The 26,723-nt window shown below is 61.2% G+C and carries 20 protein-coding genes; 14 read left to right on the top strand and 6 right to left on the bottom strand.

Features of this window, described 5'->3' with window-relative positions; translation table 11 throughout:
* Positions 1 to 13 precede the first annotated feature (13 nt).
* On the bottom strand, positions 14 to 1,390 hold the full coding sequence (locus HX783_RS18985; protein ID WP_177017894.1) for an L-serine ammonia-lyase: 1,377 nt from the start codon (positions 1,388 to 1,390) through the stop codon (positions 14 to 16).
* Between the two features lie 416 nt (positions 1,391 to 1,806).
* Here HX783_RS18985 and HX783_RS18980 point away from each other — a divergent pair, with 416 nt between their 5' ends.
* The 3 genes from HX783_RS18980 to choV all read left to right on the top strand — a co-directional run bounded on the left by HX783_RS18980 (position 1,807) and on the right by choV (position 4,844).
* Positions 1,807 to 2,754, top strand: coding sequence for a choline ABC transporter substrate-binding protein (locus HX783_RS18980; protein ID WP_177017893.1), 948 nt, complete (start codon positions 1,807 to 1,809; stop codon positions 2,752 to 2,754).
* Between the two features lie 66 nt (positions 2,755 to 2,820).
* Complete coding sequence (gene choW / locus HX783_RS18975) at positions 2,821 to 3,666, top strand: choline ABC transporter permease subunit (protein WP_150295675.1); 846 nt, start codon at positions 2,821 to 2,823, stop codon at positions 3,664 to 3,666.
* Positions 3,663 to 4,844, top strand: coding sequence for a choline ABC transporter ATP-binding protein (gene choV / locus HX783_RS18970; protein WP_159960503.1), 1,182 nt, complete (start codon positions 3,663 to 3,665; stop codon positions 4,842 to 4,844). The genes choW and choV overlap by 4 nt, the downstream gene beginning before the upstream one ends.
* 147 nt (positions 4,845 to 4,991) lie before the next feature.
* On the opposite strand, the gene HX783_RS18965 is transcribed toward choV, so the two are convergent.
* A complete protein-coding gene (locus HX783_RS18965; protein WP_237235779.1) occupies positions 4,992 to 6,926 on the bottom strand; it encodes a BCCT family transporter in 1,935 nt (644 codons plus the stop codon).
* Positions 6,927 to 7,317: 391 nt separating this feature from the next.
* Here HX783_RS18965 and betI point away from each other — a divergent pair, with 391 nt between their 5' ends.
* From betI to yccS, 10 genes are all read left to right on the top strand, one after another.
* Positions 7,318 to 7,911, top strand: a complete 594-nt coding sequence (gene betI / locus HX783_RS18960; RefSeq protein ID WP_010207128.1) for a transcriptional regulator BetI — start codon at positions 7,318 to 7,320, stop codon at positions 7,909 to 7,911.
* A 110-nt stretch (positions 7,912 to 8,021) separates the two neighbouring features.
* A complete protein-coding gene (gene betB, locus HX783_RS18955; RefSeq protein WP_159960509.1) occupies positions 8,022 to 9,494 on the top strand; it encodes a betaine-aldehyde dehydrogenase in 1,473 nt (490 codons plus the stop codon).
* A 136-nt stretch (positions 9,495 to 9,630) separates the two neighbouring features.
* Positions 9,631 to 11,334, top strand: a complete 1,704-nt coding sequence (betA, locus tag HX783_RS18950) for a choline dehydrogenase (protein WP_177017892.1) — start codon at positions 9,631 to 9,633, stop codon at positions 11,332 to 11,334.
* A 179-nt stretch (positions 11,335 to 11,513) separates the two neighbouring features.
* Positions 11,514 to 12,956 (top strand): TldD/PmbA family protein, encoded by a 1,443-nt coding sequence (locus HX783_RS18945; RefSeq protein ID WP_177017891.1) that lies wholly within the window; start codon positions 11,514 to 11,516, stop codon positions 12,954 to 12,956.
* Positions 12,956 to 14,272 (top strand): TldD/PmbA family protein, encoded by a 1,317-nt coding sequence (locus tag HX783_RS18940; protein ID WP_177017890.1) that lies wholly within the window; start codon positions 12,956 to 12,958, stop codon positions 14,270 to 14,272. The genes HX783_RS18945 and HX783_RS18940 overlap by 1 nt, the downstream gene beginning before the upstream one ends.
* A 300-nt stretch (positions 14,273 to 14,572) precedes the next feature.
* Positions 14,573 to 15,463: an alpha/beta fold hydrolase gene (locus tag HX783_RS18935; RefSeq protein ID WP_177017889.1), complete on the top strand. Its 891-nt coding sequence runs from the start codon at positions 14,573 to 14,575 to the stop codon at positions 15,461 to 15,463.
* A 36-nt stretch (positions 15,464 to 15,499) separates the two neighbouring features.
* Positions 15,500 to 16,927 carry a multidrug transporter subunit MdtD gene (gene mdtD / locus HX783_RS18930; RefSeq protein ID WP_177017888.1) on the top strand — a complete coding sequence of 476 codons (1,428 nt, stop codon included), beginning with the start codon at positions 15,500 to 15,502 and terminating at the stop codon, positions 16,925 to 16,927.
* Positions 16,928 to 17,057: 130 nt separating this feature from the next.
* Positions 17,058 to 18,395: an ATP-dependent RNA helicase DbpA gene (dbpA, locus tag HX783_RS18925; protein WP_231501119.1), complete on the top strand. Its 1,338-nt coding sequence runs from the start codon at positions 17,058 to 17,060 to the stop codon at positions 18,393 to 18,395.
* Positions 18,396 to 18,535: 140 nt separating this feature from the next.
* On the top strand, positions 18,536 to 19,714 hold the full coding sequence (locus HX783_RS18920; RefSeq protein ID WP_159960521.1) for an NAD(P)/FAD-dependent oxidoreductase: 1,179 nt from the start codon (positions 18,536 to 18,538) through the stop codon (positions 19,712 to 19,714).
* 219 nt (positions 19,715 to 19,933) lie between these two features.
* Positions 19,934 to 22,117, top strand: coding sequence for a YccS family putative transporter (yccS, locus tag HX783_RS18915; protein WP_177017887.1), 2,184 nt, complete (start codon positions 19,934 to 19,936; stop codon positions 22,115 to 22,117).
* 77 nt (positions 22,118 to 22,194) lie between these two features.
* Here the strand turns inward: yccS and HX783_RS18910 are convergent, their stop codons facing one another.
* A complete protein-coding gene (locus HX783_RS18910) occupies positions 22,195 to 22,647 on the bottom strand; it encodes a GNAT family N-acetyltransferase (protein ID WP_177017886.1) in 453 nt (150 codons plus the stop codon).
* A gap of 198 nt (positions 22,648 to 22,845) precedes the next feature.
* On the opposite strand from HX783_RS18910, the gene HX783_RS18905 reads away from it, so the two are divergent.
* Positions 22,846 to 23,583 (top strand): ABC transporter substrate-binding protein, encoded by a 738-nt coding sequence (locus HX783_RS18905; protein WP_177017885.1) that lies wholly within the window; start codon positions 22,846 to 22,848, stop codon positions 23,581 to 23,583.
* A gap of 122 nt (positions 23,584 to 23,705) precedes the next feature.
* Here HX783_RS18905 and HX783_RS18900 read toward each other — a convergent pair whose 3' ends face one another.
* From HX783_RS18900 to HX783_RS18890, 3 genes are read right to left on the bottom strand one after another with little or no spacing between them, the layout of a single operon-like run.
* Positions 23,706 to 24,002 (bottom strand): helix-turn-helix domain-containing protein, encoded by a 297-nt coding sequence (locus HX783_RS18900; protein ID WP_159960529.1) that lies wholly within the window; start codon positions 24,000 to 24,002, stop codon positions 23,706 to 23,708.
* Between the two features lie 19 nt (positions 24,003 to 24,021).
* Positions 24,022 to 24,522 carry a M48 family metallopeptidase gene (locus HX783_RS18895; protein ID WP_064454485.1) on the bottom strand — a complete coding sequence of 167 codons (501 nt, stop codon included), beginning with the start codon at positions 24,520 to 24,522 and terminating at the stop codon, positions 24,022 to 24,024.
* Positions 24,523 to 24,564: 42 nt separating this feature from the next.
* The gene (locus HX783_RS18890; protein WP_177017884.1) at positions 24,565 to 26,670 is read right to left on the bottom strand and encodes a bifunctional diguanylate cyclase/phosphodiesterase; all 2,106 of its coding nucleotides are present in this window, start codon (positions 26,668 to 26,670) and stop codon (positions 24,565 to 24,567) included.
* Positions 26,671 to 26,723: the final 53 nt, after the last annotated feature.

The raw sequence follows: 26,723 nt of genomic DNA, 5'->3' as shown, positions 1-26,723 counted from the left end.
AGGCGACTCGGTCTCAGCACTCAACCGCACTCACCGCCAACCCGCCCCGCGAGGTTTCTTTGTACTTGTCATGCATGTCCGCGCCGGTATCGCGCATGGTGCGGATCACGCGGTCCAGGGAGATAAAGTGCTGGCCGTCGCCACGCAGGGCCATTTGCGCCGCGTTGATCGCTTTCACTGCCGCAATCGCGTTGCGCTCGATGCACGGCACTTGCACCAGCCCGCCCACCGGGTCGCAGGTCAGGCCGAGGTTGTGTTCCAGGCCGATTTCGGCGGCGTTGCACACCTGCTCCGGCGTGGCGCCGAGAATCTCGGCCAACCCGGCGGCGGCCATGGCGCAGGCCGAACCCACCTCACCCTGGCAGCCGACTTCGGCGCCGGAGATCGAGGCGTTCTTTTTGCACAGAATGCCCACCGCCGCCGCGCCGAGCAGGTAGTCGACGACGTTGGCTTCAGTGACCTCTTCGCTGAACTTCATAAAGTAGTGCAGCACCGCCGGGATGATGCCTGCCGCGCCATTGGTGGGCGCGGTGACCATGCGCCCACCGGCGGCGTTTTCTTCATTCACCGCCAGGGCGAACAGGTTGACCCATTCCATGGCGCTCAAGGTCGAACCGATCACATTGGGCTTGTTCAACTCCTGCAAGCTGCGATGCAACTTGGCAGCGCGGCGACGCACATTGAGCCCGCCCGGCAGGATGCCTTCATGCTTGAGGCCCTGCTCCACGCAATCCTGCATGGCGCGCCACAGCTTCATCAGGCCGCTGCGGATTTCCTCTTCGCTGCGCCAGGTCTTTTCATTCGCCAGCATCAATTCGGCGACGCGCAGGTTGTGGGTCTTGCACAGCTGCAACAGCTCTACCGCGCTGGAAAAATCATACGGCAGTTCGGTGCGGTCCATATCGGCCACGCCGCTTTGCGCCTGGGCTTGATCCACCACAAAACCGCCACCCACCGAATAGTAAGTGTCGCGGTGCAGCTCGCCGTTATCGCCGAACACGACAAGGGTCATGGCGTTGGGGTGAAACGGCAGGTTTTCGTCGAGCAGGCGCATGTCGCGCGCCCAGATAAACGGCACCGGCAAACGGCCGTCGAGCAGCAGTGTGTCGGTCTCGCGCAGGGTGTGAATACGCAGGCCGATTTGCGAGGGGTCGATTGCGTCGGGCCACTCGCCCATCAGGCCCATGATGGTGGCGGTGTCGCTGCCGTGGCCGATGCCGGTGGCCGACAAAGAGCCGTACAGCTGAACTTCGACGCGCCTGACTTGTTCCAACAATTCACGTTCACGTAATGCCTGGACGAACAACGCCGCGGCGCGCATGGGGCCGACGGTGTGAGAACTAGAAGGCCCGATGCCGATCTTGAACAGGTCGAAAACGCTGATAGCCATTAACGTGTAACTCCGCAGGTGAGCAGGCCGGACACCAAGGAGCTGCTACGCTCAGATCGCCCAGATGGCGGCATCATCAAGCTTTTATCCGCCCTCACGGCGTCTCACACCGACGCATCCATGCTCACCAGCGTCGCTCCTGTGCGATCAAGCGTTTTGGCCGTTTTTAGCGGTGCAGATCGGTAAAAACAGCGGTTTTGCCTTTGGAAAAACCTGTAAGCGACGTCACCGACACTGGATACGACCATCCCTGTACTGGATACGACGCCCCCTGTAGGCGTCAGATTTTCACTGGTACATGATCAGTCTCGACTCGTTTGCAAGGCACCGCGCCGCCGCTTTGTCGCACGCCCCAACCGCAACACTTATAAAGCGCGGCGAATGCCGCCAGAAAAAAGACACAGGAGTCTACCCCGATGAAAGGTTCACCCTCGTTGTTGTTGGCCGCCATGCTGAGTCTGCCAGTCCTGGCACACGCTGCAGAACCGGAACAGTGCAAGACCGTTAACTTCTCCGATGTCGGCTGGACCGACATCACCGTCACTACCGCAACCACCAGCGAAGTCCTCAAGGGCCTCGGCTACAAGCCACGCACCACGATGATTTCGGTGCCGGTGACGTACAAGTCGCTGGCCGACGGCAAGAACATGGACATCTTCCTCGGCAACTGGATGCCGACCATGGAAAACGACATCAAGCAGTACCGTGATGCCGGCACCGTGGAAACCGTGCGCGCCAACCTGGAAAACGCCAAGTACACCCTGGCCGTCCCGGAAGCGCTGTACAACAAGGGCCTGAAAGACTTCGCCGACATCGTCAAATTCAAGGATGAACTGGGCGGCAAGATCTACGGCATCGAGCCGGGCAACGACGGCAACCGCACCATCCAGACCCTCATCGACAAAGACGCCTTCGGCCTGAAAACCGCAGGTTTCAAAGTGGTCGAGTCCAGCGAAGCCGGGATGCTCTCGCAGGTGGAACGCGCCACCAAACGCGACCAGGCCATCGTGTTCCTCGGCTGGGAACCGCACCCGATGAACACCCGCTTCAAGATGAAGTACCTGACCGGTGGTGACGACTCGTTCGGCCCCAACTACGGCCAGGCCACCATCTACACCAACGTTCGCAAGGGCTACACCCAGGAATGCAGCAACGTGGGTCAGTTGCTGAAAAACCTGTCGTTCACCTTGAACATGGAAAGCACCCTGATGGGCAACGTCCTGGACGACAAGATGAAGCCCGACGCCGCGGCGAAAGCCTGGCTGAAGAAGAACCCGCAAGTGCTCGACACCTGGCTGGCCGGTGTGACCACCGTCGATGGCAAACCAGGGTTGGAGGCCGTCAAGGAATACCTCGCTAAGTAAGTGCTGACCCCAGGCCGGTGCGCTGGCCTGGGATGTTTTCCCCTTCGCATGTGGACATTCACTACCATGCTGACTGAACAGAAAATCCCACTAGGCCAGTACATCGCTGCCTTCGTCGAATGGTTGACCAAACACGGTGCCAACTATTTCGACGCAATCGCATCGACCCTGGAAACGATGATCCACGGCGTGACGTTTGCGCTGACCTGGTTCAATCCGCTGGCATTGATCGGTCTGATTGCGCTACTCGCTCACTTTATTCAACGCAAATGGGGCCTGACTGTTTTTGTCATCGCCTCCTTCCTGCTGATCCTGAACCTGGGGTACTGGCAGGAAACCATGGAAACCCTCGCGCAGGTGTTGTTCGCCACCCTGGTCTGCGTGGTCATCGGCGTGCCGCTGGGCATTGTTGCCGCGCACAAACCGATGTTCTACACCCTGATGCGGCCGGTGCTCGATCTGATGCAGACCGTGCCGACCTTCGTCTACCTCATCCCTACCCTGACCCTCTTCGGGCTGGGTGTGGTGCCTGGGTTGATCTCTACGGTGGTGTTCGCGATTGCCGCGCCCATCCGCCTGACTTACCTGGGTATCCGTGATGTGCCGCAAGAGTTGATGGACGCCGGCAAGGCCTTTGGCTGCTCGCGCCGTCAGTTGCTCTCGCGGATTGAACTGCCCCACGCCATGCCGAGCATTGCCGCCGGCATTACCCAATGCATCATGCTGTCGTTGTCGATGGTGGTGATCGCGGCCCTGGTGGGCGCCGACGGCCTCGGCAAGCCGGTGGTCAACGCGCTGAACACCGCTGACATCGCCTTGGGCTTTGAAGCCGGCCTGGCAATCGTGTTGCTGGCCATCATGCTCGACCGCATCTGCAAACAACCCGACGCCAAAGTAGGGGGTGATGCATGAGCATTATCCGATTCGACAATGTCGATGTGATCTTCTCCAAAGACCCGCGCGAGGCGCTCAAGCTGCTCGACCAGGGCATGCACCGCAACGAGATCCTGAAAAAGACCGGGCAGATTGTCGGCGTTGAAAAAGCCAGCCTGGACATCGAAAAAGGCGAGATCTGCGTGCTCATGGGCCTGTCGGGCTCGGGCAAGTCGAGCTTGCTGCGCTGCATCAACGGCCTCAACACCGTCAGCCGTGGCCAGCTGTTTGTGGAGCACGAAGGGCGCCAGATCGACATCGCGTCGTGCACGCCTGCCGAGCTGAAAATGATGCGCACCAAGCGTATCGCCATGGTGTTCCAGAAGTTCGCCCTGATGCCTTGGCTGACGGTGCGCGAGAACATCAGCTTCGGCCTGGAAATGCAGGGCCGCCCGGAGAAAGAACGGCGCAAGCTGGTGGACGAGAAACTTGAACTGGTGGGCCTGGCCCAATGGCGTAACAAGAAGCCGGACGAGCTGTCCGGCGGCATGCAGCAGCGCGTCGGCCTGGCCCGCGCGTTGGCGATGGACGCCGATATCCTGCTGATGGACGAACCTTTCTCCGCCCTCGACCCGCTGATCCGCCAAGGCCTGCAAGATGAATTGCTGGAGCTGCAACGCAAGCTGAGCAAGACCATTGTGTTCGTGAGCCACGACCTGGATGAGGCGCTCAAATTGGGTAGCCGCATTGCGATCATGAAAGACGGCAAGATCATCCAGTACAGCGTGCCGGAAGAGATCGTGCTGAACCCGGCGGACGACTATGTGCGCACCTTCGTCGCCCACACCAACCCGCTGAACGTACTGTGCGGTCGCAGCCTGATGCGCACCCTGGACAACTGCAAACGCATCAACGGTTCAGTGTGCCTCGATCCTGGTGGCGATTCGTGGCTGGACCTGGCCGAAGGCAACACCATCCAGGGCGCTCGCCAGAATGGCGCGGTGCTGAACCTGCAGAACTGGGCGCCAGGGCAAGCGGTAGAAGGCCTGGGCCGGGTGCCGACGCTGGTGGATTCGAATATCGGCATGCGCGATGCATTGCAGATTCGTTATCACACCGGGAACAAGTTGGTGCTGCATGACAGCAACAATAAGGTGGTGGGGATCTTGGGCGACAGTGAGCTTTACCACGCGCTGCTGGGCAAGAACCTGGGCTAAGGCTCCCACATTTGATCTTGATCGTTCCCACGCTCTGCGTGGGAATGCCGCACTGGACGCTCTGCGTCCGCTCTTGAGTCGTGACGCGGAGCGTCACAGGATGCATTCCCACGCCGGAGCGTGGGAATGATCATTCAAGCCCGACTATCAGCTATAGACACGGCCAAGGAGCTGCCGATGGCTTTCAAACTGATCGAGCACGTCCCGGGTGATCTGTTCCTGGGCAAAGCCCATCAGGTCGTATTCCTGAGGCCCGTTGTGCAGGTAGACCTCGGCCCGGTAGTAACGTGTGCGCTCTTCTTCGGGCAAGTCGCTCGGTGCCGACGAGTAAGCATCCAGGCTCACTTCATAGACAAACGGGTTGCCCTCTTCCATCTCGATACGCACACCGATGCAGCGCTTGGATTTGCCCAGCAGGGTCTGCACCTCCAGCCCCTGGTCACGCAGCGCCGTCGCCGCTTCTTCCAGCGCAGGCGTGACGTGCTTGTCCATAAAGCGTTGCACGGTGCCCTGGCTCGGTTGCAGGTCCAGCGCGGTCAGGCGCTCGCTGAAACCACGACGGCCACGCTCGGCCAATTGCGCCTGCTCCTGTTCGATGGCGACGTCCTGGCGCATGGCCTTGTGCAAACCGAACATAAAGAAAATCAGCACCACCGAGAACGGCAGCCCCGCCAGCACCACCATGGTTTGCATGGCTTCGAAGTTACCGGCGAACAGCAGGCCGATGGTCACCAGGGTGATCACCGCCGACCAGAAGATTCGCAACCAGTGCGGCGCATCTTCATCGACGTTGCCGCCTTTGCAGGAAAGGTTGGCCATCATCACCGCGCCGGAATCCGCCGGGGTCAGGAACAGCACAAAGCCCACGAAGATCGACACGCCGATCACGATTTTCGACGCCGGGTAATGCTCCAGCAATTGGTAGATGGCCATCGACGGTTGTTCCAGCGCCGTCTTGCCCAGCTCCACCGCACCGTGGTTCAGCACCAGGTCCAGCGCCGAGTTACCGAAGATCGACAACCACGCCAAGGTGAAGCCCAGCGGGATCAGCAGCACGCCGGCCACCAGTTCACGCACGGTGCGACCACGGGAAATACGCGCGATGAACATGCCCACGAATGGCGCCCAGGAAATCCACCAGGCCCAGTAGAACAGAGTCCACAGGCCCATCCAGCGCTCGGTCTTGTCGGCGTCGCCTTCGTACACATAGAGGTCGAAGGTTTTCAGCACCAGACCATTCATGTAGTCGCCGATGTTCTGCACAAAGCCGTTGAGCAAGTGCAGGGTCGGGCCGAACAACAGCACGAAGATCAGCAAGCCGCTGAACAGCACGATGTTGAGGTTGGACAGGCGGCGAATGCCGTTTTCCACACCCGACACGGCGGCGATGGTCGCCACGGTGCTCATCACGATGATCACGATCAGCAGGTTGGTGTTGCTGTGCTGCATGCCGAACAGGTTTTCAAGCCCCGACGACACTTGCATCGCGCCAATCCCCAGGTTCGTCACCAGGCCGAGCAAGGTCACGAACATGCCGAAACCGTCCACCGCGTGGCCGGCCGCGCCTTTGACCCAACGCTCACCCACCAATGGGTACAGCGCCGAACGCAAGGCCAGCGGCTGGTTATGCCGGTAGGCGAAGTACGCCACGGCCAGGCCGACCAGGGCGTAGATCGCCCAGCCGTGCAGGCCCCAGTGCAGGAAGGTCAGTTGCAGCGCCTGGCGTGCAGCCATGTTGCTGGCGGCCGCGCCTTCGGGCGGGTTGAAGTAGTGGTCCAAAGGCTCCGACGCGCCGAAGTACAGCAGCGAGATGCCGATGCCCGACGAGAACAACATGCCGGCCCAGGCGCCGTAGCTGAAGTCCGGGGTGTCGTCCTTGCTGCCCAGTTTCAATTTACCGTAGGACGAAAACGCCAGGCCGACCACAAACACCAGGTAAGCGGCGATGACCACCATGTAGTACCAGCCGAAACTTTTCGACAGCCAGGCTTGTGCTACGCCAAGCATGCGCCCGGCCTCCTGCGGGGCGATGATCAGAATGGCGGTCAACAACAGAATGAGCGCGGTGGAGGTGTAGAACACCCAACCGTTGACCCGAACCTTTTCCGGCGGGGTCTTTATAAGAGAGGCAGAACTCATGGCGCAGATGCTCCGGGCAGTGCGAGAGAGAAACACAAGGCAACGGTTATCCCGGGACATCGATTTTTCGGCAGTCGACGGACGGGTGTTATAAAGACACCCCGAAAATTCTTGAGCCGCGCCGAAGCAGTGGCCAGGCCCTGTTACGGCCTGTTTCAAGGGTTTTTGCAGGTGTCAGTGGTTGCCGCTCACAGGTAGGAAATATCTGTAGGTAGCGACCATTTGTCGCAGATCTTATTCTTTGTTGATTGAACGTTCAATCAAAACAAAATAGACTGGCCATCAAGCCGACGGACGTTTATCGCCCATCGGCAGGCCTAAGGAGAGGTGCTACATGCCCAAGGTCGGTATGCAACCCATACGCCGCCAGCAGTTGATCGAAGCCACCTTGACGGCCATCGATCAGGTCGGAATGGGAGATGCCAGCATTGCGCTGATCGCCCGTTTGGCCGGCGTCTCGAACGGCATCATCAGTCACTACTTTCAGGACAAGAACGGCCTGATCGCCGCAACGATGCGGTACTTGATGAATGTGCTGATCGAGAACGTCCACGAACGCAGGCTTGCGCTGAAGGACGACAGCCCACGGGCGCACCTTCGGGTGATCATCGAGGGCAACTTCGACGCCAGCCAGGTCAACGGACCGGCAATGAAAACCTGGCTGGCCTTCTGGGCCACCAGCATGCATCACCCGTCATTGCACAGGTTGCAGCGGATCAACGATCAACGTCTGTATTCCAACCTGTGCTGCCAGTTCCGCCGAGTGCTACCGCTGCCGCACGCACGCAAAGCAGCCAGAGGCCTGGCGGCCCTGATCGACGGTTTGTGGTTGCGCGGCGCCCTGTCGGGAGACGCTTTCGACACGGAGCAGGCGCAACGGATCGCTTACGAATACATGGATTTCCAATTGGCCAAGCAGGTGAGTTAGAGCACACATAAACGCTCAACCCCTGAACGTCTGCCGCTCAGTGTTGCCAGAAACCCCATGGCCCACTTTCGGCGGGTAACGCCAACCACTTATGCACTTGCGAGGACTTTATGGCCCGTTTCGAACTGCAAAAACTCTACATTGACGGCGGCTACAGCGACGCTGGCAGCGATGCCACCTTCGAAGCCATCAACCCGGCTAACGGTGAAGTTCTCGCCCAAGTGCAACGTGCTACCAAAGATGACGTTGAACGTGCCGTGGTCAGCGCCGAAAAAGGCCAGAAAATCTGGGCCGCCATGACCGCCATGGAGCGTTCGCGCATCCTGCGTCGTGCCGTCGACATCCTGCGTGAGCGCAACGATGAGCTGGCCGCGCTGGAAACCCTGGACACCGGTAAAGCCTTCTCCGAAACCCAATACGTCGACATCGTCACCGGTGCAGACGTGCTGGAATACTACGCAGGCCTGGTGCCAGCCATCGAAGGCGAGCAGATCCCACTGCGCGACACCTCGTTCGTCTACACCCGCCGCGAGCCGCTGGGCGTGGTGGCCGGTATCGGCGCGTGGAACTACCCGATCCAGATCGCCCTGTGGAAATCCGCACCGGCCCTGGCTGCTGGTAACGCGATGATCTTCAAACCAAGCGAAGTCACCTCGCTGACCACCCTGAAACTGGCCGAGATCTACACCGAAGCCGGCGTTCCGGCTGGCGTGTTCAACGTGCTGACCGGCAGCGGCCGTGAAGTCGGCACCTGGCTGACCGAGCACCCGCGCATCGAGAAAGTCTCGTTCACCGGCGGCACCGACACCGGCAAGAAGGTAATGGCCAGCGCTTCGAGCTCTTCGCTTAAAGAAGTGACCATGGAACTGGGCGGCAAGTCGCCGCTGATCGTGTTCGAAGACGCCGACCTGGATCGCGCGGCCGACATCGCGATGATGGCCAACTTCTACAGCTCCGGCCAGGTCTGCACCAACGGCACTCGCGTGTTCGTACCCAAGCACCTGCAAGCAGCCTTCGAAGCCAAGATCGTTGAACGTGTTGCGCGCATTCGCGTCGGCAACCCGCAAGACGAAAACACCAACTTCGGTCCGCTGGTCAGCTTCGCCCACATGGAAAGCGTGCTGGGTTACATCGCCAAAGGTAAGGAAGAAGGCGCCCGCGTACTGTGCGGCGGCGACCGTCTGACCGACGGCGACTTCGCCAAAGGCGCCTTTGTTGCCCCAACCGTGTTCACCGACTGCACCGACGAAATGACCATCGTCCGTGAAGAAATCTTCGGCCCAGTGATGAGCATCCTCACTTACGAGACCGAAGAAGAAGTGATCCGCCGCGCCAACGACACCGACTTCGGCCTGGCCGCAGGCCTTGTGACCAAGGACCTGAACCGCGCCCACCGCGTGATTCATCAGCTGGAAGCGGGTATCTGCTGGATCAACGCGTGGGGCGAGTCCGACGCGAAGATGCCGGTGGGTGGCTACAAGCAGTCGGGCGTTGGCCGTGAGAACGGCATCAGCTCGCTGAACAACTTCACCCGCATCAAATCGGTACAGGTTGAGCTGGGCGACTACGCCTCGGTGTTCTAACACCCGAGTGTTGTGTTGCCTGCGAGGCCGCTATCGCAGGCAAGCCAGCTCCCACATTTGGAATGCATTTCCCTGTGGGAGCCGGGCTTGCCCGCGATGAGGCCCGACCTGACCATCTCAAAAGAGGGTGCATCCAATGTCCCAAGAATACGATTACATCATTGTGGGTGCCGGCTCCGCCGGTAACACCCTGGCGACCCGTCTGACCGAAGACGAAGGCGTCACCGTCCTGCTGCTGGAAGCCGGCGGCCCGGACTACCGTCTGGATTTCCGTACCCAGATGCCGGCCGCGCTGGCATTCCCGCTGCAAGGCCGCCGCTACAACTGGGCCTACGAGACCGACCCGGAGCCACACATGGACGGCCGCCGGATGGAATGCGGTCGCGGCAAGGGCCTCGGCGGTTCCTCGCTGATCAACGGCATGTGCTACATCCGTGGCAACGCCATGGACTACGACAACTGGTCGAAACTGCCAGGTCTGGAAGACTGGACTTACCTCGACTGCCTGCCGTATTTCCGTAAAGCCGAAACCCGCGACATCGGCCCGAACGACTACCACGGTGGCGACGGCCCGGTCAGCGTGACCACGCCTAAAGCCGGCAACAACCCGCTGTTCCACGCCATGGTTGAAGCCGGTGTACAAGCCGGTTACCCGCGTACCGACGACCTGAACGGCTACCAGCAAGAAGGCTTCGGCCCGATGGACCGCACCGTCACGCCTAAAGGCCGTCGCGCCAGCACCGCACGCGGTTACCTGGACACGGCTAAAAAGCGTTCGACCCTGACCATCGTCACCCACGCCCTTACCGACAAAGTGTTGTTTGAAGGCAAGCGTGCCGTTGGCGTGCGTTACCTGATCGGCGCCGCCGAAGAGCGCGTTGAAGCCCGCGCGCGCAAAGAAGTATTGGTGTGCAGCGGCGCAATCGCTTCGCCGCAACTGCTGCAACGCTCCGGTGTTGGCCCGGCCAAACTGCTGGAAAGCCTCGACATCCCGGTGGTCCACGACCTGCCAGGCGTCGGCGAAAACCTGCAGGACCACCTTGAGCTGTACCTGCAATACGCTTGCACCCAGCCAGTCTCGCTGTACCCGTCGCTGCTCTGGTACAACCAGCCGGCCATCGGTGCCGAATGGCTGTTCAACGGCACCGGCATCGGCGCCAGCAACCAGTTCGAAGCGGGCGGTTTTATCCGTACCCGTGAAGAATTCGATTGGCCGAACATCCAGTACCACTTCCTGCCAGTCGCGATTAACTACAACGGCAGCAACGGTGTGAAAGAGCACGGTTTCCAGGCGCACATGGGTTCCATGCGTTCGCCAAGCCGTGGCCGCGTGCAATTGAAGTCGAAGAACCCACGGGACTACCCGAGCATCCTCTTCAACTACATGGCCACCGAGCAGGACTGGCAGGAATTCCGCGACGGCATCCGCCTGACCCGTGAAATCATGCAGCAGCCGGCACTGGATCAATACCGTGGCCGCGAAATCAGCCCAGGTATTGAAGTGCAAACCGATGAACAGCTCGACAAGTTCATCCGTGAGCACGCCGAGACCGCGTTCCACCCGTCCTGCTCGTGCAAGATGGGCACCGACGAGATGGCTGTAGTGGATGGCGAAGGCCGCGTGCATGGCATGCAAGGCCTGCGCGTTGTGGATGCGTCGATCATGCCGATCATCACCACCGGCAACCTGAACGCGCCGACGATCATGATCGCCGAGAAAATCGCCGACAAGATCCGTGGCCGCCAGCCGCTGCCGCGCAGCACCGCCGACTACTACGTCGCCGGCGATGCGCCGGTGCGTGGCAAGCCGATGCGTGAAGTAGGCCCGTTGGCTCAGTAACTGCAATACCCTGTAACTGATCGTTCCCACGCTCCGCGTGGGAATGCATCCTGTGACGCTCCGCGTCACGACCTCAAAAGCGGACGCAAAGCGTCCAGGGCGGCATTCCCACGCAGAGCGTGGGAACGATCACCTGAGAAGTGCTAGCCTCAGAGGCTGCGTTGCCCTCAGGAGGCCCCATGTTCGACCACCACGCCACACTCAAAAAGCATTTCAGTGCCCTGCGCACCACTGCCGAATTTTTCTCGCTGCGTTACGTGCGCGAATCCGGCCAATACCTGTCGGTCCGCAAGAACGTCGCCGAGCCGCCGCACTTGAACCACGACGAGGGCGCCATGCTCACCGTGCGTCTCAAGGGCGTGGAAGCCTACGCCGCCACCAACGACATCTCCCTTGCCGGCCTGCAAGCCGCCCTTGAGCGTGCTGAACAGCAAGCCCGGCGCATCTTGCCCCACGCCCTGCTCGACCTGCACACGCAGCCGGTGGCCAGCGATGTCGCCGACTACCTGTCGCCTGAGCTCGACCAGCCCTTCCCGTCCCTGAGCGACTGCTACCAACTGCTCGGCGACGAATCGGCCAGCGTGCCCAAGGACGAGCGCCTGGTCAGTTGGGAAGTCAGCCTGGGCACCACTCGGGTTGAACAGATTTACCTCAACAGTGCCGGCGCCGAACTGCGCCAGGCCCAGCGCTTCGTCTACCCCGGCCTGAGCGTCACCGCGTTTGACGGCAACGACAGCCAGACCCGCACCCTGGGCGGCACCAACTTCGGCCAGCAAGGCAGTGCCAACGTGATTCGCCGCTTCGGCCTGGCCGGCGCCGCCCGCACCGTCGCCGACCAAGCGCTGCAATTGCTGCTCGCGCCGAACACGCCCCACGGCCCGCGCGACTTGCTGCTGATGCCCGACCAGATGATCCTGCAGATCCACGAGTCCATCGGCCACCCGCTGGAGCTGGACCGCATCCTCGGCGATGAGCGCAACTACGCCGGCACCAGCTTTGTGAAGGTCAGCGACTTCGGCCACCTGCAATACGGCTCGCCCTTGCTCAACGTGACCTTCGACCCGGACATCCCCGAGCAGCTCGCCAGCTACAGCCATGACGACGACGGCACCCGCGCCACCAAGCAGTTCCTGATTCGCGACGGCCTGCTGCTCAAGCCGCTGGGCGGCGCGCTGTCGCAATTTCGCGCCGGCATGCAAGGCGTCGCCAACAGCCGCGCCTGCAGCTGGAACCGCGCGCCCATCGACCGCATGGCCAACCTGAACATCGAGGCTGGCGACAAAACCCAGGCCGAACTGATCAGCGGCATCGAGCACGGCATTTTGATGAGCACCAACCGTTCCTGGTCCATCGACGATGCGCGCAACAAGTTCCAATTCGGCTGCGAGTGGGGCCAACTGATCGAAAACGGCGAGCTCAAGGGCGTGGTGAAAAACCCCAACTACCGTGCGATTTCCGCGCAGTTCTGGCGCAAGCTCAGCGCCGTCGGCGACGCCAGCACCTTCAAGGTATTGGGCACGCCGAACTGCGGCAAAGGCGAACCCAACCAGGTGATCCGCGTAGGCCATGCGTCGCCTGCGTGTGTGTTCAGTGATGTCGACGTGTTTGGGGGAGATGCCTGATGAACAACTTCAAGGCACTGGTGGAATGGCTCAAGCAGGCCATCACCGACAAGGAACAGTTTCACCTGGGTTATGCGGACGAATCGTCCGAGTTCGTGCGCTTCAACCACGCGCAAGTGCGCCAGGCCGGGCAAGTGCAACAGGCCAGCCTGAACCTCAAGCTGATCAACGACGGGCGCCATGCCGACCTCGGTATCACCCTCGCGGGTTCGCCGGAGTTGGATCGCCAACGCCTCGCCGATGGCCTGCAGCAGTTGCGCGAAACCTTGCCGCTGCTGCCGCAGGACCCGTACCTGCTGCTCAATCACACCGCCTGGCAAAGCCATAACGAACAGTTGCGACCGCTGCCGGAACTGGCCCAGGTGCTGGAGGAAATCAGCCAGGCAGCGCAAGGCGTGGACTTGGTCGGCTTCTATGCTGCTGGCCCGATCAGCCGGGGTTTCGCCAGTTCGGATGGGGCATTCGGCTGGCACCAGGCCAACAGCTTCAACTTCGACTTCAGCCTGTTCCACGCCAACGGCGAAGCGGTCAAAGCCAGCTACGCCGGGCACACCTGGGACAGCGCCGAGTTCGCCGCACGCTTCCAGCAGGCCCGCGAGCAGCTGGAATTCCTCGGGCGCCCGCTGCACAAGCTGGCGCCCGGCCAATACCGCGCCTACCTCGCGCCGGCAGCGCTGGAAGAGATCATCAGCATCATCACCTGGGGCGGGTTTTCGGCGCAGGCCATCGCCAGCAAAAGCAGCTCGTTGCAGAAGCTGTATGCCGGTGAACAGTCGCTGAGCCCGCTGGTGAAGGTCGATGAGCAGATCAGCGGTTCACTGAGCCAGGCGTTTTCCACCGAAGGCTACCCGCGCGGCGATGTCACGCTGGTCAATGCCGGCAAAGCCGAGGGCCAGTTGATCAACTCGCGCAGTGCTGCCGAATACGGCCTGAGCACCAACGGCGCCAGCAGCGATGAGTCGCCGAGTGCCTTGCAGATGGCGGCGGGCAGCCTGGCCCAGGCCGATATCCTCAAGCAATTGGGCACCGGGCTGTACATCAGCAACTTGTGGTATTTGAACTACTCGGACTTGCCGGCCGCACGCCTGACCGGCATGACGCGCTTCGCCACGTTCTGGGTGGAAGACGGCGAAATCAAGGCGCCGGTCAGCACCATGCGTTTTGATGACAGCGTCTACAACCTGCTCGGTTCGCAGCTGGAAGCGCTGACTGCTGAGCGGGAGCTGTTGTTGTCGGCGAGTACGTACAGCCAGCGCAATACCGCCTCCAACTTGCTCCCAGGCGCCTTGGTCAAACGCCTGACCCTCACCCTCTAAACACCACCAATCTCCTGTGGTAGCGGGCTTGCTCGCGAATGCGGTGTATCAGTCGACCAACCTGTTAACTGACACTCCGCATTCGCGAGCAAGCCCGCTCCCACAGGGGTTCTCGCCGATTTCATACATCACTTTTCCACCCTCTCCTACCGTCGTTTCTGTTCTTCGCTGCCCGCGAACACGGCCGGTTGTCGCCCACAAAAAACCTCGTTATAACGGTTAGTGGCATCCCGCCACCAACCCCACGTGCCTGCACGTGATGCATGACCTTGCCTGGATTGGGCAAGCTGGAGCGTTGACATGGACCATGGAAGTTTTGTCATAGAAGGGCTGTTCAAACACTACAACGTTCACGTTGAGCAGCTCGGTAACGATTCGGAAAAGAAAACAGTACTGCTGGTCAACGGAGCGCTGTCTACCACCCGCTCATTTGCCCGCACCAGCAAATGCCTGGCGGAACACTTCAATGTGCTGCTGTTCGACCTGCCGTTCTCCGGCTATTCGCGCGAGCACAACACCGACCTGGACCTGGTGACCAAGGACGACGAAGTGCAAATCCTGCGGGCGCTGGTGGAGCGCTTCCAGGTCAACCATCTGGTCTCGGCCTCCTGGGGCGGCATCTCCACACTGCTCACCCTGGCGCACAACCCGCCTTCCATCGAAAGCTCGGTGGTAATGGCCCTGGCGCCCAATCTCAACCAGGCCATGCTCGATTATGTAGAGCGCGTGCGTGTGCTGATCGAGGCCGATGACAAGTCGGCGGTCGGCCACTTGCTCAACGAGACGGTCGGCAAATACCTCTCGCCAAGGCTCAAGCGCAATAACCATCGGCATTTGTCGAGCATGGCCACCACCGAGTACCGCCAGGCGCGCTTTCATATCCACCAGGTGCTGGGCCTGGGCGATGGCAACTACCTGCCGGCGCTCACCCAGATCGAAACCCCGGTGCATTTCATCAACGGCGCGCTGGACGAGTACACCCCGGCAGCAGAGGCCCAACTGTTCAAAAAATACGTGGGCCGCAGCACCTTTGCCGTCGCCGAACACACCGGCCACTTGCTCGACCTTGAGTCCCGCGAGGCCGCGTTGGCGGTGCACCGTGCGCTGTTGGATTTCCTCGTCGGCGAGCACGCGACATTGTCAGATTTAGACGAACCGCCAGTGGGAAAAGGAGCGATGGATGGCGCATAATCGCCAACACATAGCCTGCTAACAAAAAGGTAGCTCATGCCCAATCGCGCCCCACTCGATGCCAAGACCGCCCGCTGGCTCCCCTGGGTGGTGGCGATTGCCTTCTTCATGCAGTCGCTGGATGGGACGATTCTCAACACGGCACTGCCGGCCATGGCCCGGGACCTCGCGGAAAACCCGCTGCGCATGCAAGGGGTGGTGATCGCCTACATGCTCACCGTCGCCTTGCTGATCCCGGCCTCGGGCTGGGTGGCCGACCGCTTCGGCACCAAGAAAATTTTCTTCGGCGCGATCATGCTGTTCAGCATTGGCTCACTGTTGTGCGCCCTGTCGAGCAGCTTGACCATGCTGGTGGGCGCGCGTGTGATCCAGGGCTTGGGCGGCGCGTTGATGCTGCCGGTCGGGCGACTCGTCGTGCTGCGCGCTTACCCGCGCTCCGAGCTGGTGCGGATCATGGGCTTCATTACCATCCCCGGCCTGCTCGGCCCGTTGCTCGGCCCGACCATGGGCGGCTGGATGGTGCAATACCTGACCTGGCACTGGATCTTCCTGATCAACCTGCCGGTGGGCATGATCGGTTGCTGGGCCGTGTGGAAACTCATCCCCGACCTGCGCGGCAGCGAGCGCACGCGGTTCGACAGCATGGGCTTTGTACTGTTTGGCGCGGCGATGGTGCTGATCACCATCGCCATGGAAGGCCTGGGCGAACTGCACCTGCCGCACCTGCGGGTGATGTTGCTGCTGTTCGGCGGGCTGGCGTGCCTGGCGGCATACTGGCTGCGCGCCGGACACATCGATAACCCGTTGTTCTCGCCGGTGCTGTTCAAGACCCGCACGTTTGCCGTGGGCATTCTCGGCAACCTGTTTGCGCGCCTGGGCAGCGGCGCCCTGCCGTTCCTGGTGCCGCTGCTGTTGCAGGTGGCGCTGGGCTACTCGCCCTCGGAAGCCGGCATGAGCATGTTGCCGCTGGCGGCGGCGGCGATGTTTGCCAAGTCCATCGCCCGCACCTTGATCGAGCGCCTTGGCTACCGCGTGGTGCTGACCGGCAATACCTTGTTCCTCGGCATCATGCTGGCCAGCATGGGCCTGGTCAGCGAGCACACGCCTTACCCGCTGCTGCTGTGCATGCTGGCGATTCTGGGGGCGATCAACTCCCTGCAGTTCACCGCGATGAACACCGTCACCCTGATCGACCTCGACGACGCCCAGGCCAGCAGCGGCAACAGTTTGCTCTCGGTGGTGGCGCAATTGTCCCTGAGCCTGGGCGTGGCCTGTGCCGGTGCGCTGCTCGGCGGCTTTACCGCTGAAACCGGCAATGACGGTGTGGAAAGCGTCCTCGGCGCGTTCCAACTGACCTTCCTCACCGTGGGCATCATGGCCATGCTGGCGGCGGCGATCTTCCTGCAACTGTCGCCCACCGACGGCAAACGCGTGGTCAGCCGCGAGCATGACATCGAGCATTAACAGGCTTCCCGTCTAGAACTTGCAGGGAAAATTCTGTGGGACTGGTACACTGCGCAACATTTTGTTTTGCAGAGCCAGTCCCGTGACTACCATCGCCACCGCTTTTAATACTTTGCCCCTGTCCGCCGCCATGCTGGCTAACCTCGACTCGCTGGGTTATGTCGAGATGACGCAGATCCAGGCGCAAAGCTTGCCGGTGATCCTCAAAGGGCTGGACCTGATTGCCCAGGCCAAGACCGGCAGCGGCAAAACTGCCGCCTTCGGCATCGGCCTGTTGAACCCGATCAACCCGCGTTACTTCGGCTGCCAGGCTTTGGTGATGTGCCCGACCCGTGAGCTGGCCGACCAGGTCGCCAAGGAAATCCGTCGCCTGGCGCGCGCCGAAGACAACATCAAGGTGCTGACCCTGTGTGGCGGCGTGTCCCTCGGCCCGCAGATCGCCTCGCTGGAACACGGCGCCCACGTCATCGTCGGCACGCCGGGCCGCATCCAGCAGCACCTGCGCAAAGGTTCGCTGGTGCTGGACGGCTTGAACACGCTGATCCTCGACGAAGCCGACCGCATGCTCGACATGGGCTTCTACGACGCCATCGAAGACATCATCAGCAAGACCCCGCCGCGCCGCCAGACCCTGCTGTTCTCGGCCACCTACCCGGTGAGCATCAAGCAGTTGGCCTCCAAGTTCATGCGCGCGCCGCAGCAAGTGAAGGCCGAAGCGTTCCACTCCGACGACCAGATCGAGCAGCGTTTCTACGAGATCTCGCCGGAAGAGCGCATGGACGCCGTGACCAAGGTGCTGGCGCACTTCCGCCCAGCGTCCTGCGTGGCGTTCTGCTTTACCAAGCAGCAAGTGCAGGAAACCGTGGATCACCTGACCTCCAAAGGCATTTCCGCCGTCGGCCTGCATGGCGACCTGGAACAGCGCGACCGTGACCAGGTGCTGGCGATGTTCGCTAACCGCAGCACTTCGGTTCTCGTTGCCACCGACGTGGCCGCCCGTGGCCTGGACATTGACTCGCTGGACATGGTGATCAACGTCGAACTGGCCCGCGACTCGGAAATCCACATCCACCGCGTAGGCCGTACCGGCCGCGCCGGTGAGACCGGTATCGCGATCAGCCTGGTGGCGCCGTCCGAAGCGCACCGCGCCCAGGCCATCGAGCAGTTGCAGAAATCGCCGCTGAACTGGGACCAGTTGGACAACCTCAAGCCGCAAAGCGGTGGCCCGCTGTTGCCGCAGATGAGCACGCTGTGCATCGCGGCCGGCCGTAAAGACAAGGTTCGCCCGGGCGACATCCTTGGCGCACTGACCGGTGAAGCCGGCATTCCGGGTGCCCAGGTTGGCAAGATCGCGATCTTTGATTTCCAGGCGTTTGTGGCGGTGGAGCGTGGCATCGCCAAGCAGGCGTTGCAGCGTTTGAATGACGGCAAGATCAAAGGCCGTTCGTTGCGCGTGCGGATCCTGTAACAACACGCACCTGATCATTCCCACGCTCTGCGTGAGAATGCATCCCGTGACGCTCCGCGTCACAAAGCGGACGCAGAGCGTCCAGTGCGGCATTCCCACGCAGAGCGTGGGAACGATCTGATGAACAAGAGGACATCGTTTTGCGCTCGACCGAAGTTGTGATCATTGGCGCCGGCGCCGCAGGCTTGATGTGCGCGCTGACCGCCGCCGGGCGTGGGCGCGAGGTGATGTTGATAGACCACGCGAACAAGGCCGGCAAGAAGATCCTGATGTCCGGTGGTGGCCGCTGCAATTTCACCAATATGTACACCGAGCCGGCCAACTTCCTCTCGCACAACGCGCACTTCTGCAAGTCCGCCCTGGCCCGCTATACCCAGTGGGATTTCATCGGGCTGGTGGCCAAGCATGGCGTGCCGTACCACGAGAAGAAACTCGGCCAGCTGTTCTGCGACAACAAGTCCAGCGACATCCTCGGCATGCTGCTCGATGAGTGCATTCAGGTCGGCGTAAGCATGCACCTGGACACGTCCGTCCAGGAGATTGCCAAGCTGGACGCCGGTTATCAGCTGCAAACCACCTTGGGTGAGCTGCGCTGCGAATCCCTGGTGATCGCCACCGGCGGCCTGTCGATCCCGACCCTGGGCGCCACCGGTTTTGGTTACCAAGTGGCCAAGCAGTTTGGCCATGAACTGCTGCCGACCCGCGCGGGGTTAGTGCCGTTTACCATCACCGATCAGCTCAAGGACTTGTGCGGCGAGTTGTCCGGCACCTCGGTGGACTGCCTGGTCAGCTGCAACGGCCAGAGCTTTCGCGAGAACATCCTGTTTACCCACCGTGGCCTCAGTGGGCCGGCGATCTTGCAGATTTCCTCGTACTGGGAAACCGGCGACACCGTAGAAATCAACCTGCTGCCCGACCACGACGCCCACACCTGGCTGCAACAGCAACAGGTGGAGCGCCCCAACAGCGAGCTGAAAACCCTGCTGGGTGAGATCTTCACCAAGAAGATGGCCAACCTGCTGGCGGAAACCTGGTTTGTGTCCAAGCCGATGAAGCAGTACACCCACGCTGAAATCGCCGACATCGCGCAGAAACTGGGCAGCTGGCAACTGGTGCCCGCAGGCACTGAAGGTTATCGCACGGCTGAGGTGACGTTGGGGGGTGTGGATACGCGCGAAGTCTCGTCCAAGACCATGGAATCGCTGAAAAGCCCAGGCTTGTACTTCATCGGTGAAGTGCTGGATGTGACCGGTCACTTGGGCGGTTTCAACTTCCAGTGGGCCTGGGCCTCGGGCTACGCGGCAGCGCAATACGCCTGATTCAACGCGGTAAAAAATGTGGGAGCGGGCTTGCTCGCGAATGCGGTGTGTCAGTTGATGGAATAGTTAACTGACCCACCGCTTTCGCGAGCAAGCCCGCTCCCACATTAGTTTTGTAGTGATCCTGAACATTTTGCGCAATTGATGTGATCGCTACGCTTGCCGTGGCGTCCTTGATAGCTCAATTTAGCGGCATCGTCCCGGAAGACTCCAGACTTCATGTCATCGACCTCGTTCAAGCAGTCCATGCGGCGCCTGTGGGCGCTGGATAAATTCAGTTACAGCGTACGGGTATTCATCGCCCTCACCGGCAGCATGGCGCTGTGCTGGTATCAGGATGAAATGACGCTGCTGATCCCGCTGTTCCTGGGGATTATCGCCAGTGCCCTGGCCGAGACCGACGACAGTTGGCAAGGCCGCCTCAACGCCCTGGCGGTGACGCTGGTGTGTTTCAGCGTCGCCGCGCTGTCGGTGGAGCTGCTGTTTCCCTACCCGTGGATTTTCGCGATTGCCCTGGCCCTGGCCAGTTTCTGCCTGACCATGCTCGGCGCCTTGGGCGAACGTTATGGCGCGATTGCTTCGGCGACGCTGATTCTGTCGGTCTACACCATGATCGGCGTGGACCAGCGCGGTGGCGCCGTCTCTGATTTCTGGCACGAACCGCTGCTGCTGGTGGCCGGTGCCGCCTGGTATGGCGTGCTCTCGGTGCTGTGGCAGGCGCTGTTTTCCAACCAGCCGGTGCAGCAGAGCCTGGCGCGGTTGTTTCGCGAATTGGGGCGCTACCTCAAGCTCAAATCATCCTTGTTCGAACCCATCCGCCAGCTGGATGTAGAAGCGCGCCGCCTGGAATTGGCCCAGCAAAACGGGCGGGTCGTGGCGGCGCTGAATGCGGCGAAGGAGATCATCCTGCACCGCGTGGGCAATGGTCGGCCGGGCTCGAAAGTCAGCCGCTACCTGAAGCTGTACTTCCTGGCCCAGGACATCCACGAGCGCGCCAGCTCGTCCCACTACCCGTATAACGCGCTGGCCGAAGCCTTCTTCCACAGCGACGTGCTGTTCCGCTGCCAGCGCCTGCTGCGCCAGCAAGGCAAAGCCTGCCAGGCGCTGGGCGAATCGATCCAACTGCGCCAGCCGTTCATTTATGACGACAGCTTCGCCGAAGCCCTCGGCGACCTGAATGCCTCGCTGGAACACCTGCGCATCCAGAGCAACCCCGCGTGGCGCGGCCTGTTGCGCTCGTTGCGCGCCCTGGCAGCCAACCTGTCCACGCTCGACCGCCTGCTGGGCGACGCCAGTAACCCCGACTCACTCGCCGACGCCACCGACAGCAACCTGCTCGACCGCGCGCCGCGCAACCTCAAGGAAATGTGGACGCGCCTGCGCACGCAGCTGACGCCGACGTCGCTGCTGTTTCGCCACGCCTTGCGCCTGGCCCTGGCGCTGACCATCGGCTACGGCACCCTGCATGCGATTCACGCCTCCCAGGGCTACTGGATCATCCTCACCACGCTGTTCGTCTGCCAGCCCAACTACGGCGCCACCCGGCGCAAGCTCGGCCAGCGGATTATCGGCACCGCCATCGGCCTGACCGTGGCCTGGGCGCTGTTCGACCTGTTCCCCAGCCCGCTGGTGCAATCGCTGTTCGCCATCGCCGCCGGCCTGGTGTTCTTTATCAACCGCACCACGCGCTACACCCTGGCCACGGCGGCGATCACCTTGATGGTGCTGTTCTGCTTCAACCAGGTGGGCGATGGCTACGGGCTGTTCCTGCCACGGCTGTTCGATACGCTGATTGGCAGCCTGATCGCGGGCCTGGCGGTGTTCCTGTTCCTGCCGGACTGGCAAGGCCGTCGCTTGAACAAAGTGCTGGCCAACACCCTGACCTGCAACAGCATCTACCTGCGCCAGATCATGCAGCAATACGCTGCGGGCAAGAGCGACGACCTGGCTTACCGCCTGGCCCGGCGCAATGCGCACAACGCCGATGCGGCGCTGTCCACCACGCTGGCGAACATGCTGATGGAGCCTGGGCACTTTCGCAAAGAAGCCGATGTGGGCTTCCGCTTTTTGGTGCTGTCACACACCTTGCTCAGCTACCTGTCAGGGCTGGGCGCGCACCGGGAAACCCAGTTACCGGCCGAAGTGCGTGAGCACTTGATTGACGGCGCCGGCAACAGCCTGGCGGCGAGCATCGACGAAATCGCTACAGGGTTGGCCAACAAGGAGCCGATCGCGATTCAGAGCGATGCCGAAGAAGCGTTGGCCGCGGACCTGGAGCAGATGCCGGATGAGATCGATGAGGGGCAGCGGCTGGTGCAGACGCAGCTGGCGTTGATTTGTCGGCAGTTGGGGCCGTTGCGCACGTTGGCGGCGCATCTGATCAAAGATACCCGCGCGGCTTAGATCGCCTTCGCGGGCAAGCCCGCTCCCACATTGGAATGCGGTCGAATGTGGGAGCGGGCTTGCTCGCGAAGAGGCCATCAGGCACGCCGCATACCGATATGCGGAATATCATCTTCCAGGTATTCCTCACCCTCCACCACAAACCCATACCGCCCGTAATACCCCTGCAAATGCGCCTGGGCTGACAGAAAAATCGGCGTTTCAGGCCAGATATCTTCAATGCGCTTGAGGGCTTCTTCCATCATCTGATGGCCAAGCCCAGTGCCACGCGCGACTGGCGCCACGATCACCCGGCCAATCACCACATCACCGCCCTTGGACTCGGGGTCCATCAGGCGCAGGTAAGCCACCAACTCATTATTTTGCCAAGCCATCAGGTGGTGGGTGTCGCCCGAAAGATCCTGTCCGTCGAGATCCTGATAAACGCATTGCTGTTCAACGACGAAAACCTCGGCGCGCAGGCGCAATATGGCGTACAGCTGCTCCTTGCCCAAGTCATCGTGGTGTTTGCAGACCCAATCAACCGTCATGGTGTATTCCCTTATTAATGACCGTTGTCGATAGTAAGCGCGACGGACAGCCCTGTCTAAATTGAGCATTTTTGTGAATGGCGTCAATTTGCCATCATTCAGAGCAATCGCCGCTGAGTTCTTTGTGTAATCTGCAATGCAGGCTCATTGATGAGCTACTGTTATCAGGCCACTGCCTGCCCGCCAAGGACTTTAAGCATGCCGCGATTTTCTCGTGCCGTTGCTTTGATAGGAGTGTTATTGCTGGCCCAGCCTGCGGTCGCACAACGTCTGCGCCTGGTTGCGGATGCCTGGCCACCGTTTACCGATTCCACCTTGATCAACGGCGGGTTGGCGACTGATATTGTCAGCACGGCCTTGGCCCGTGCCGGCTACGCCAGTGATTTCGAACAGGTGCCTTGGGCGCGGGCGTTGATGGGCGTGGGCGATGGCCGGTATGACGTGCTGGTCAATGCCTGGTACGACGATGCTCGCACGCAACTGGGGCAGTTTTCCGCTGAGTACCTGCTGAACCGCGTGCGCTTTATCAAGCGCCGCGACGACCCCATCGATTATCAAAGCCTCGAACAACTGCATGATCAGTCCATCGCTGTGGTGCGCGGCTATGCCTATTCGGCGGCCTTCGACCAGGATGCGCAGTTGCAGAAAGTGCCTGTGCATAACTTTGCCATGGCCGTGCGCATGCTCGCGGCGCAGCGGGTAAGGCTGACGTTGGAAGATGAGTATGTCGCCCGCTATTACCTGGCGCGTGAGTCGCCGCGGGTGCGCAATGCGGTGGAGTTTTTACCCAAGCCGTTGAGTGAAAACAGCCTGCATATTCTGGTCAGCCTGAAGAACCCTGAGCACGAGCAGATCGTCGCCAGTTTTGATCGGGAGATTGCCAAGATGAAGGTTGATGGCAGTTATGCGCGGTTGATGAAGGCGCATGGGATGTAGGTTTGTAGTGTTTTTGCGGGCCCCTTCGCGAGCAAGCCCGCTCCCACATTTAACAGCGTTCACAACTCAACATGTGGGAGCTGGCTTGCCTGCGATGAAGCCAGCCCAAATCACCGCCACATTCAGGGATAACCCAACACCTGCTTGATCCCCGCCAGATTAGCCTCGATCCACCCGCGATCAATCGCCCCCCAACTCCGAATCCGATAGTGCCCCGCATGGTTGCGCGCGCCATCTTCCTGCTCGAACTCGCACACGATATCCAGGTCGGCCAGCGCCGCAATCGTGTCCTGCGCCGTGCGCCGGGGCATGCCGGTGGCGTCGGTCAGTGCCGGGACGCTGCTGGCCTGCCCGCTGTCGATCAAATACGCCACGTACAGGCGGCGGTAGAAACTGCTTTTGGTCTTGCTCACGTCCATGCTCAGTCGCCTGGTGAGGTTAGGGCTTGCCCTGCAAATCGCGATACGTGAGGTACACCCGCAGGTCGAATTCCACCTGATGGTAGCCCGGCATCATGTATTCACAGAGTTTGTAGAACGCCTTGTTGTGGTCCGATTCCTTGAAGTGCGCCAGCTCGTGCACCACGATCATGCGCAGAAATTCCGGCGCGGCCTCTTTGAACAGCGCGGCAATGCGAATCTCTTTCTTGGATTTGAGATTACCGCCCTGCACCCGTGAAATCGTGGTGTGCAGGCCCAAGGCGCGATGGGTCAGGTCGAGGCGGTTGTCGAACAGCACCTTGTCGATGGCCGGCGCGTTGCGCAGGTGTTCCTGTTTCAAGGCCAGGGCGTAGCTGTACAGCGCCTTGTCACTCTGCACCGCATGACGCTCGGGGTAACGCTGCTCCAGGTAGGCACCCAACTGGTCCTTGGCGATCAGTTGGCGTACTTGCTCCTGGAGCGCTGCGGGGTAAGCCTGGAGGTATTTCAGCGCGGTCATGAGTTCAGCAACAGGGTTCGAATGGGCGCCAGTGTAGCGAATTCAAAGCAACCGCGGGTGGGACCAGTCGGCCACTTCCTCGGCCACCAAGGGCTGCGCCGCCCATGCGCCCTGGACAAATGAGCACCCATTGGCCTTGAGCCACTGGGCCTGTTCGAGGGTTTCCACGCCCTCGGCGACCACCAGCACATCAAAATGCCCGCACAGCTGGATGATGCTGCACGCCATCGCAGCGTCCCGCACCGAGCCCGGCAGGCGCGCCACCAATTGCGGGTCGAGCTTGAGCGTGTCGAACTCCAGGTCACGCAAGTGGGCCAGGGAACACTGGCCGAGACCGAAGTCATCCAAAGCAATACGCACCCCGAGCTGACGCAATAATTTGAGCTGCTTGTTGGTTTCCTCAAGGTTACTCATCAGGCTGTCTTCACTGATTTCCACCTCCAACTGCCGCCCCTGCAACCCATGTCGCTCAAGTACCTGCTGCAGTTGGCCGGCCAGGTTGGGCATATTGAACTGGCTGCTGCTCAAGCTCACGCTCAACACCAGCGCGTCATCGAAGGTGGTTTGCCAGGCCTGGCGTTGGGCGGCGACCTGCTGATAGATCCAGGCGCTCAATTGGCTGATCAGCCGCGCCTCTTCCAGCAACGGTAAAAACAAGCCCGGCGGCACATCGCCGACACTCGGGTGCTGCCAGCGCAGCAATGCTTCGACGCCGCGTAACCGCCCGTCCTCCAGCGACACCTGTGGCTGGTACACCAGGGTGAAATCCTTGTTTTGAATCGCGGTGCGCACGCTGTCTTCGAGCATCAGCCGCGAGCGGGCGCGGCCGTTCATTTCTTGATCGTAATAGCGATATTGCTGACGCCCGGCGCGCTTGGCTTCGTACATGGCGATGTCGGCTGCGCGCAGCAGGCCGTTCAGGTCCGAGCCGCAGTCGGGGAAGGTCGCTATGCCAATGCTGACACCGAGCATCACATCCAAACCGTCGACCTGCTGGCACACGGACACGCGTTCGATCAGTTTTTCCGAAATCTTGGCCGCCTGTTCCGGGAACTCCAACTCCAGTAAGGCGGTGAATTCGTCACCGCCCATGCGCCCAAGAATGTCGTAGGAGCGCAAACACGCCTGCATTTGCTCCGAGACCCAGCGCAACACCCGGTCCCCGGCGTCGTGGCCCAACGAGTCGTTGACCCGCTTGAAGCCGTCGAGATCCAAGTACAGCAGCACCAGCGACAGCTCGTTACGTTCGCTGCGCAATAACGTGTTCTCCACCGCCTGGTGGAAGCCACGCCGGTTCAACAGCCCGGTCAGCGGGTCGGTCACCGCCTGGAACTCGAGTTGCTGATGCAGGTGGCGCACCTCGGACATGTCCAGCACCGTCACCACCATGGCGTTCTGCTCGGCGGGCAACGGCGCGCAGGACAAGGCCACCGGCACCTGCTGGCCGCGACTGGTGCGCAAAATCGCGTCGTGCTGGCGCCACGTCTCGCCCTTGCGATACGCCTCGTACATGGGGAAGCCCAACCAGGTGGGCACATGGGGCTTTTGCAGGAAACTCAGGAAACTCTCGCCTTGCAACTCGGCCATCGTCGCATTCAGCAGCCGCGAAATGGCCGGGTTGGCGTACTGGATCACGCTGCCCTCGCCCACCACCAGGATGCCCTCGGCGGCGTTGTCGAGTATTGAGGCGTTAAAGGCGCGGGCGGACTCCAGGTCATGGCTCAGGCGCTGCAAGGCCCGGCGATTGCGCTGGTGCTCCAGCAGCGCCTGCACCTTGGGCTTGAGAATGTGCGGGTCAAAGGGTTTGAACAGGTAATCAATGGCGCCGCTGGCGTAGCCTTCCAGCACGGAGGCGGCCGATTGGGCGTGGGCACTCAGGAAAATAATCGGCGTCATGCGCGTGCGTTGGCTGCCACGCATCAGGCGCGCGACCTCAAAGCCGTCCATGCCGGGCATGCGCACATCCAGCAAGACCAGGTCGACATCGTGCGCCAACAGCAATTCCAAGGCCTCCAGCCCGGACGCTGCGGTCATCACATGCCAGTCTTCGCGCTGTAAAAGCGCGCGCATGCTGATGAGGTTTTCCGGGTAGTCGTCGACCACCAGAAGAACCGAACTGCCATCGCCGTGGTGTGGAGCGCAATCCATGCTACGTCTCTTCCTTGAGGGGCTGTACCGGTCACTTCTGATAAAAAACCCGG

The organism is Pseudomonas sp. D2002 (assembly GCF_013385735.1).
Classification (GTDB): Bacteria; Pseudomonadota; Gammaproteobacteria; order Pseudomonadales; family Pseudomonadaceae; genus Aquipseudomonas.
Note: the sequence above shows the minus strand (reverse complement) of the source record. Positions and strands in the feature narration are given on the sequence as shown.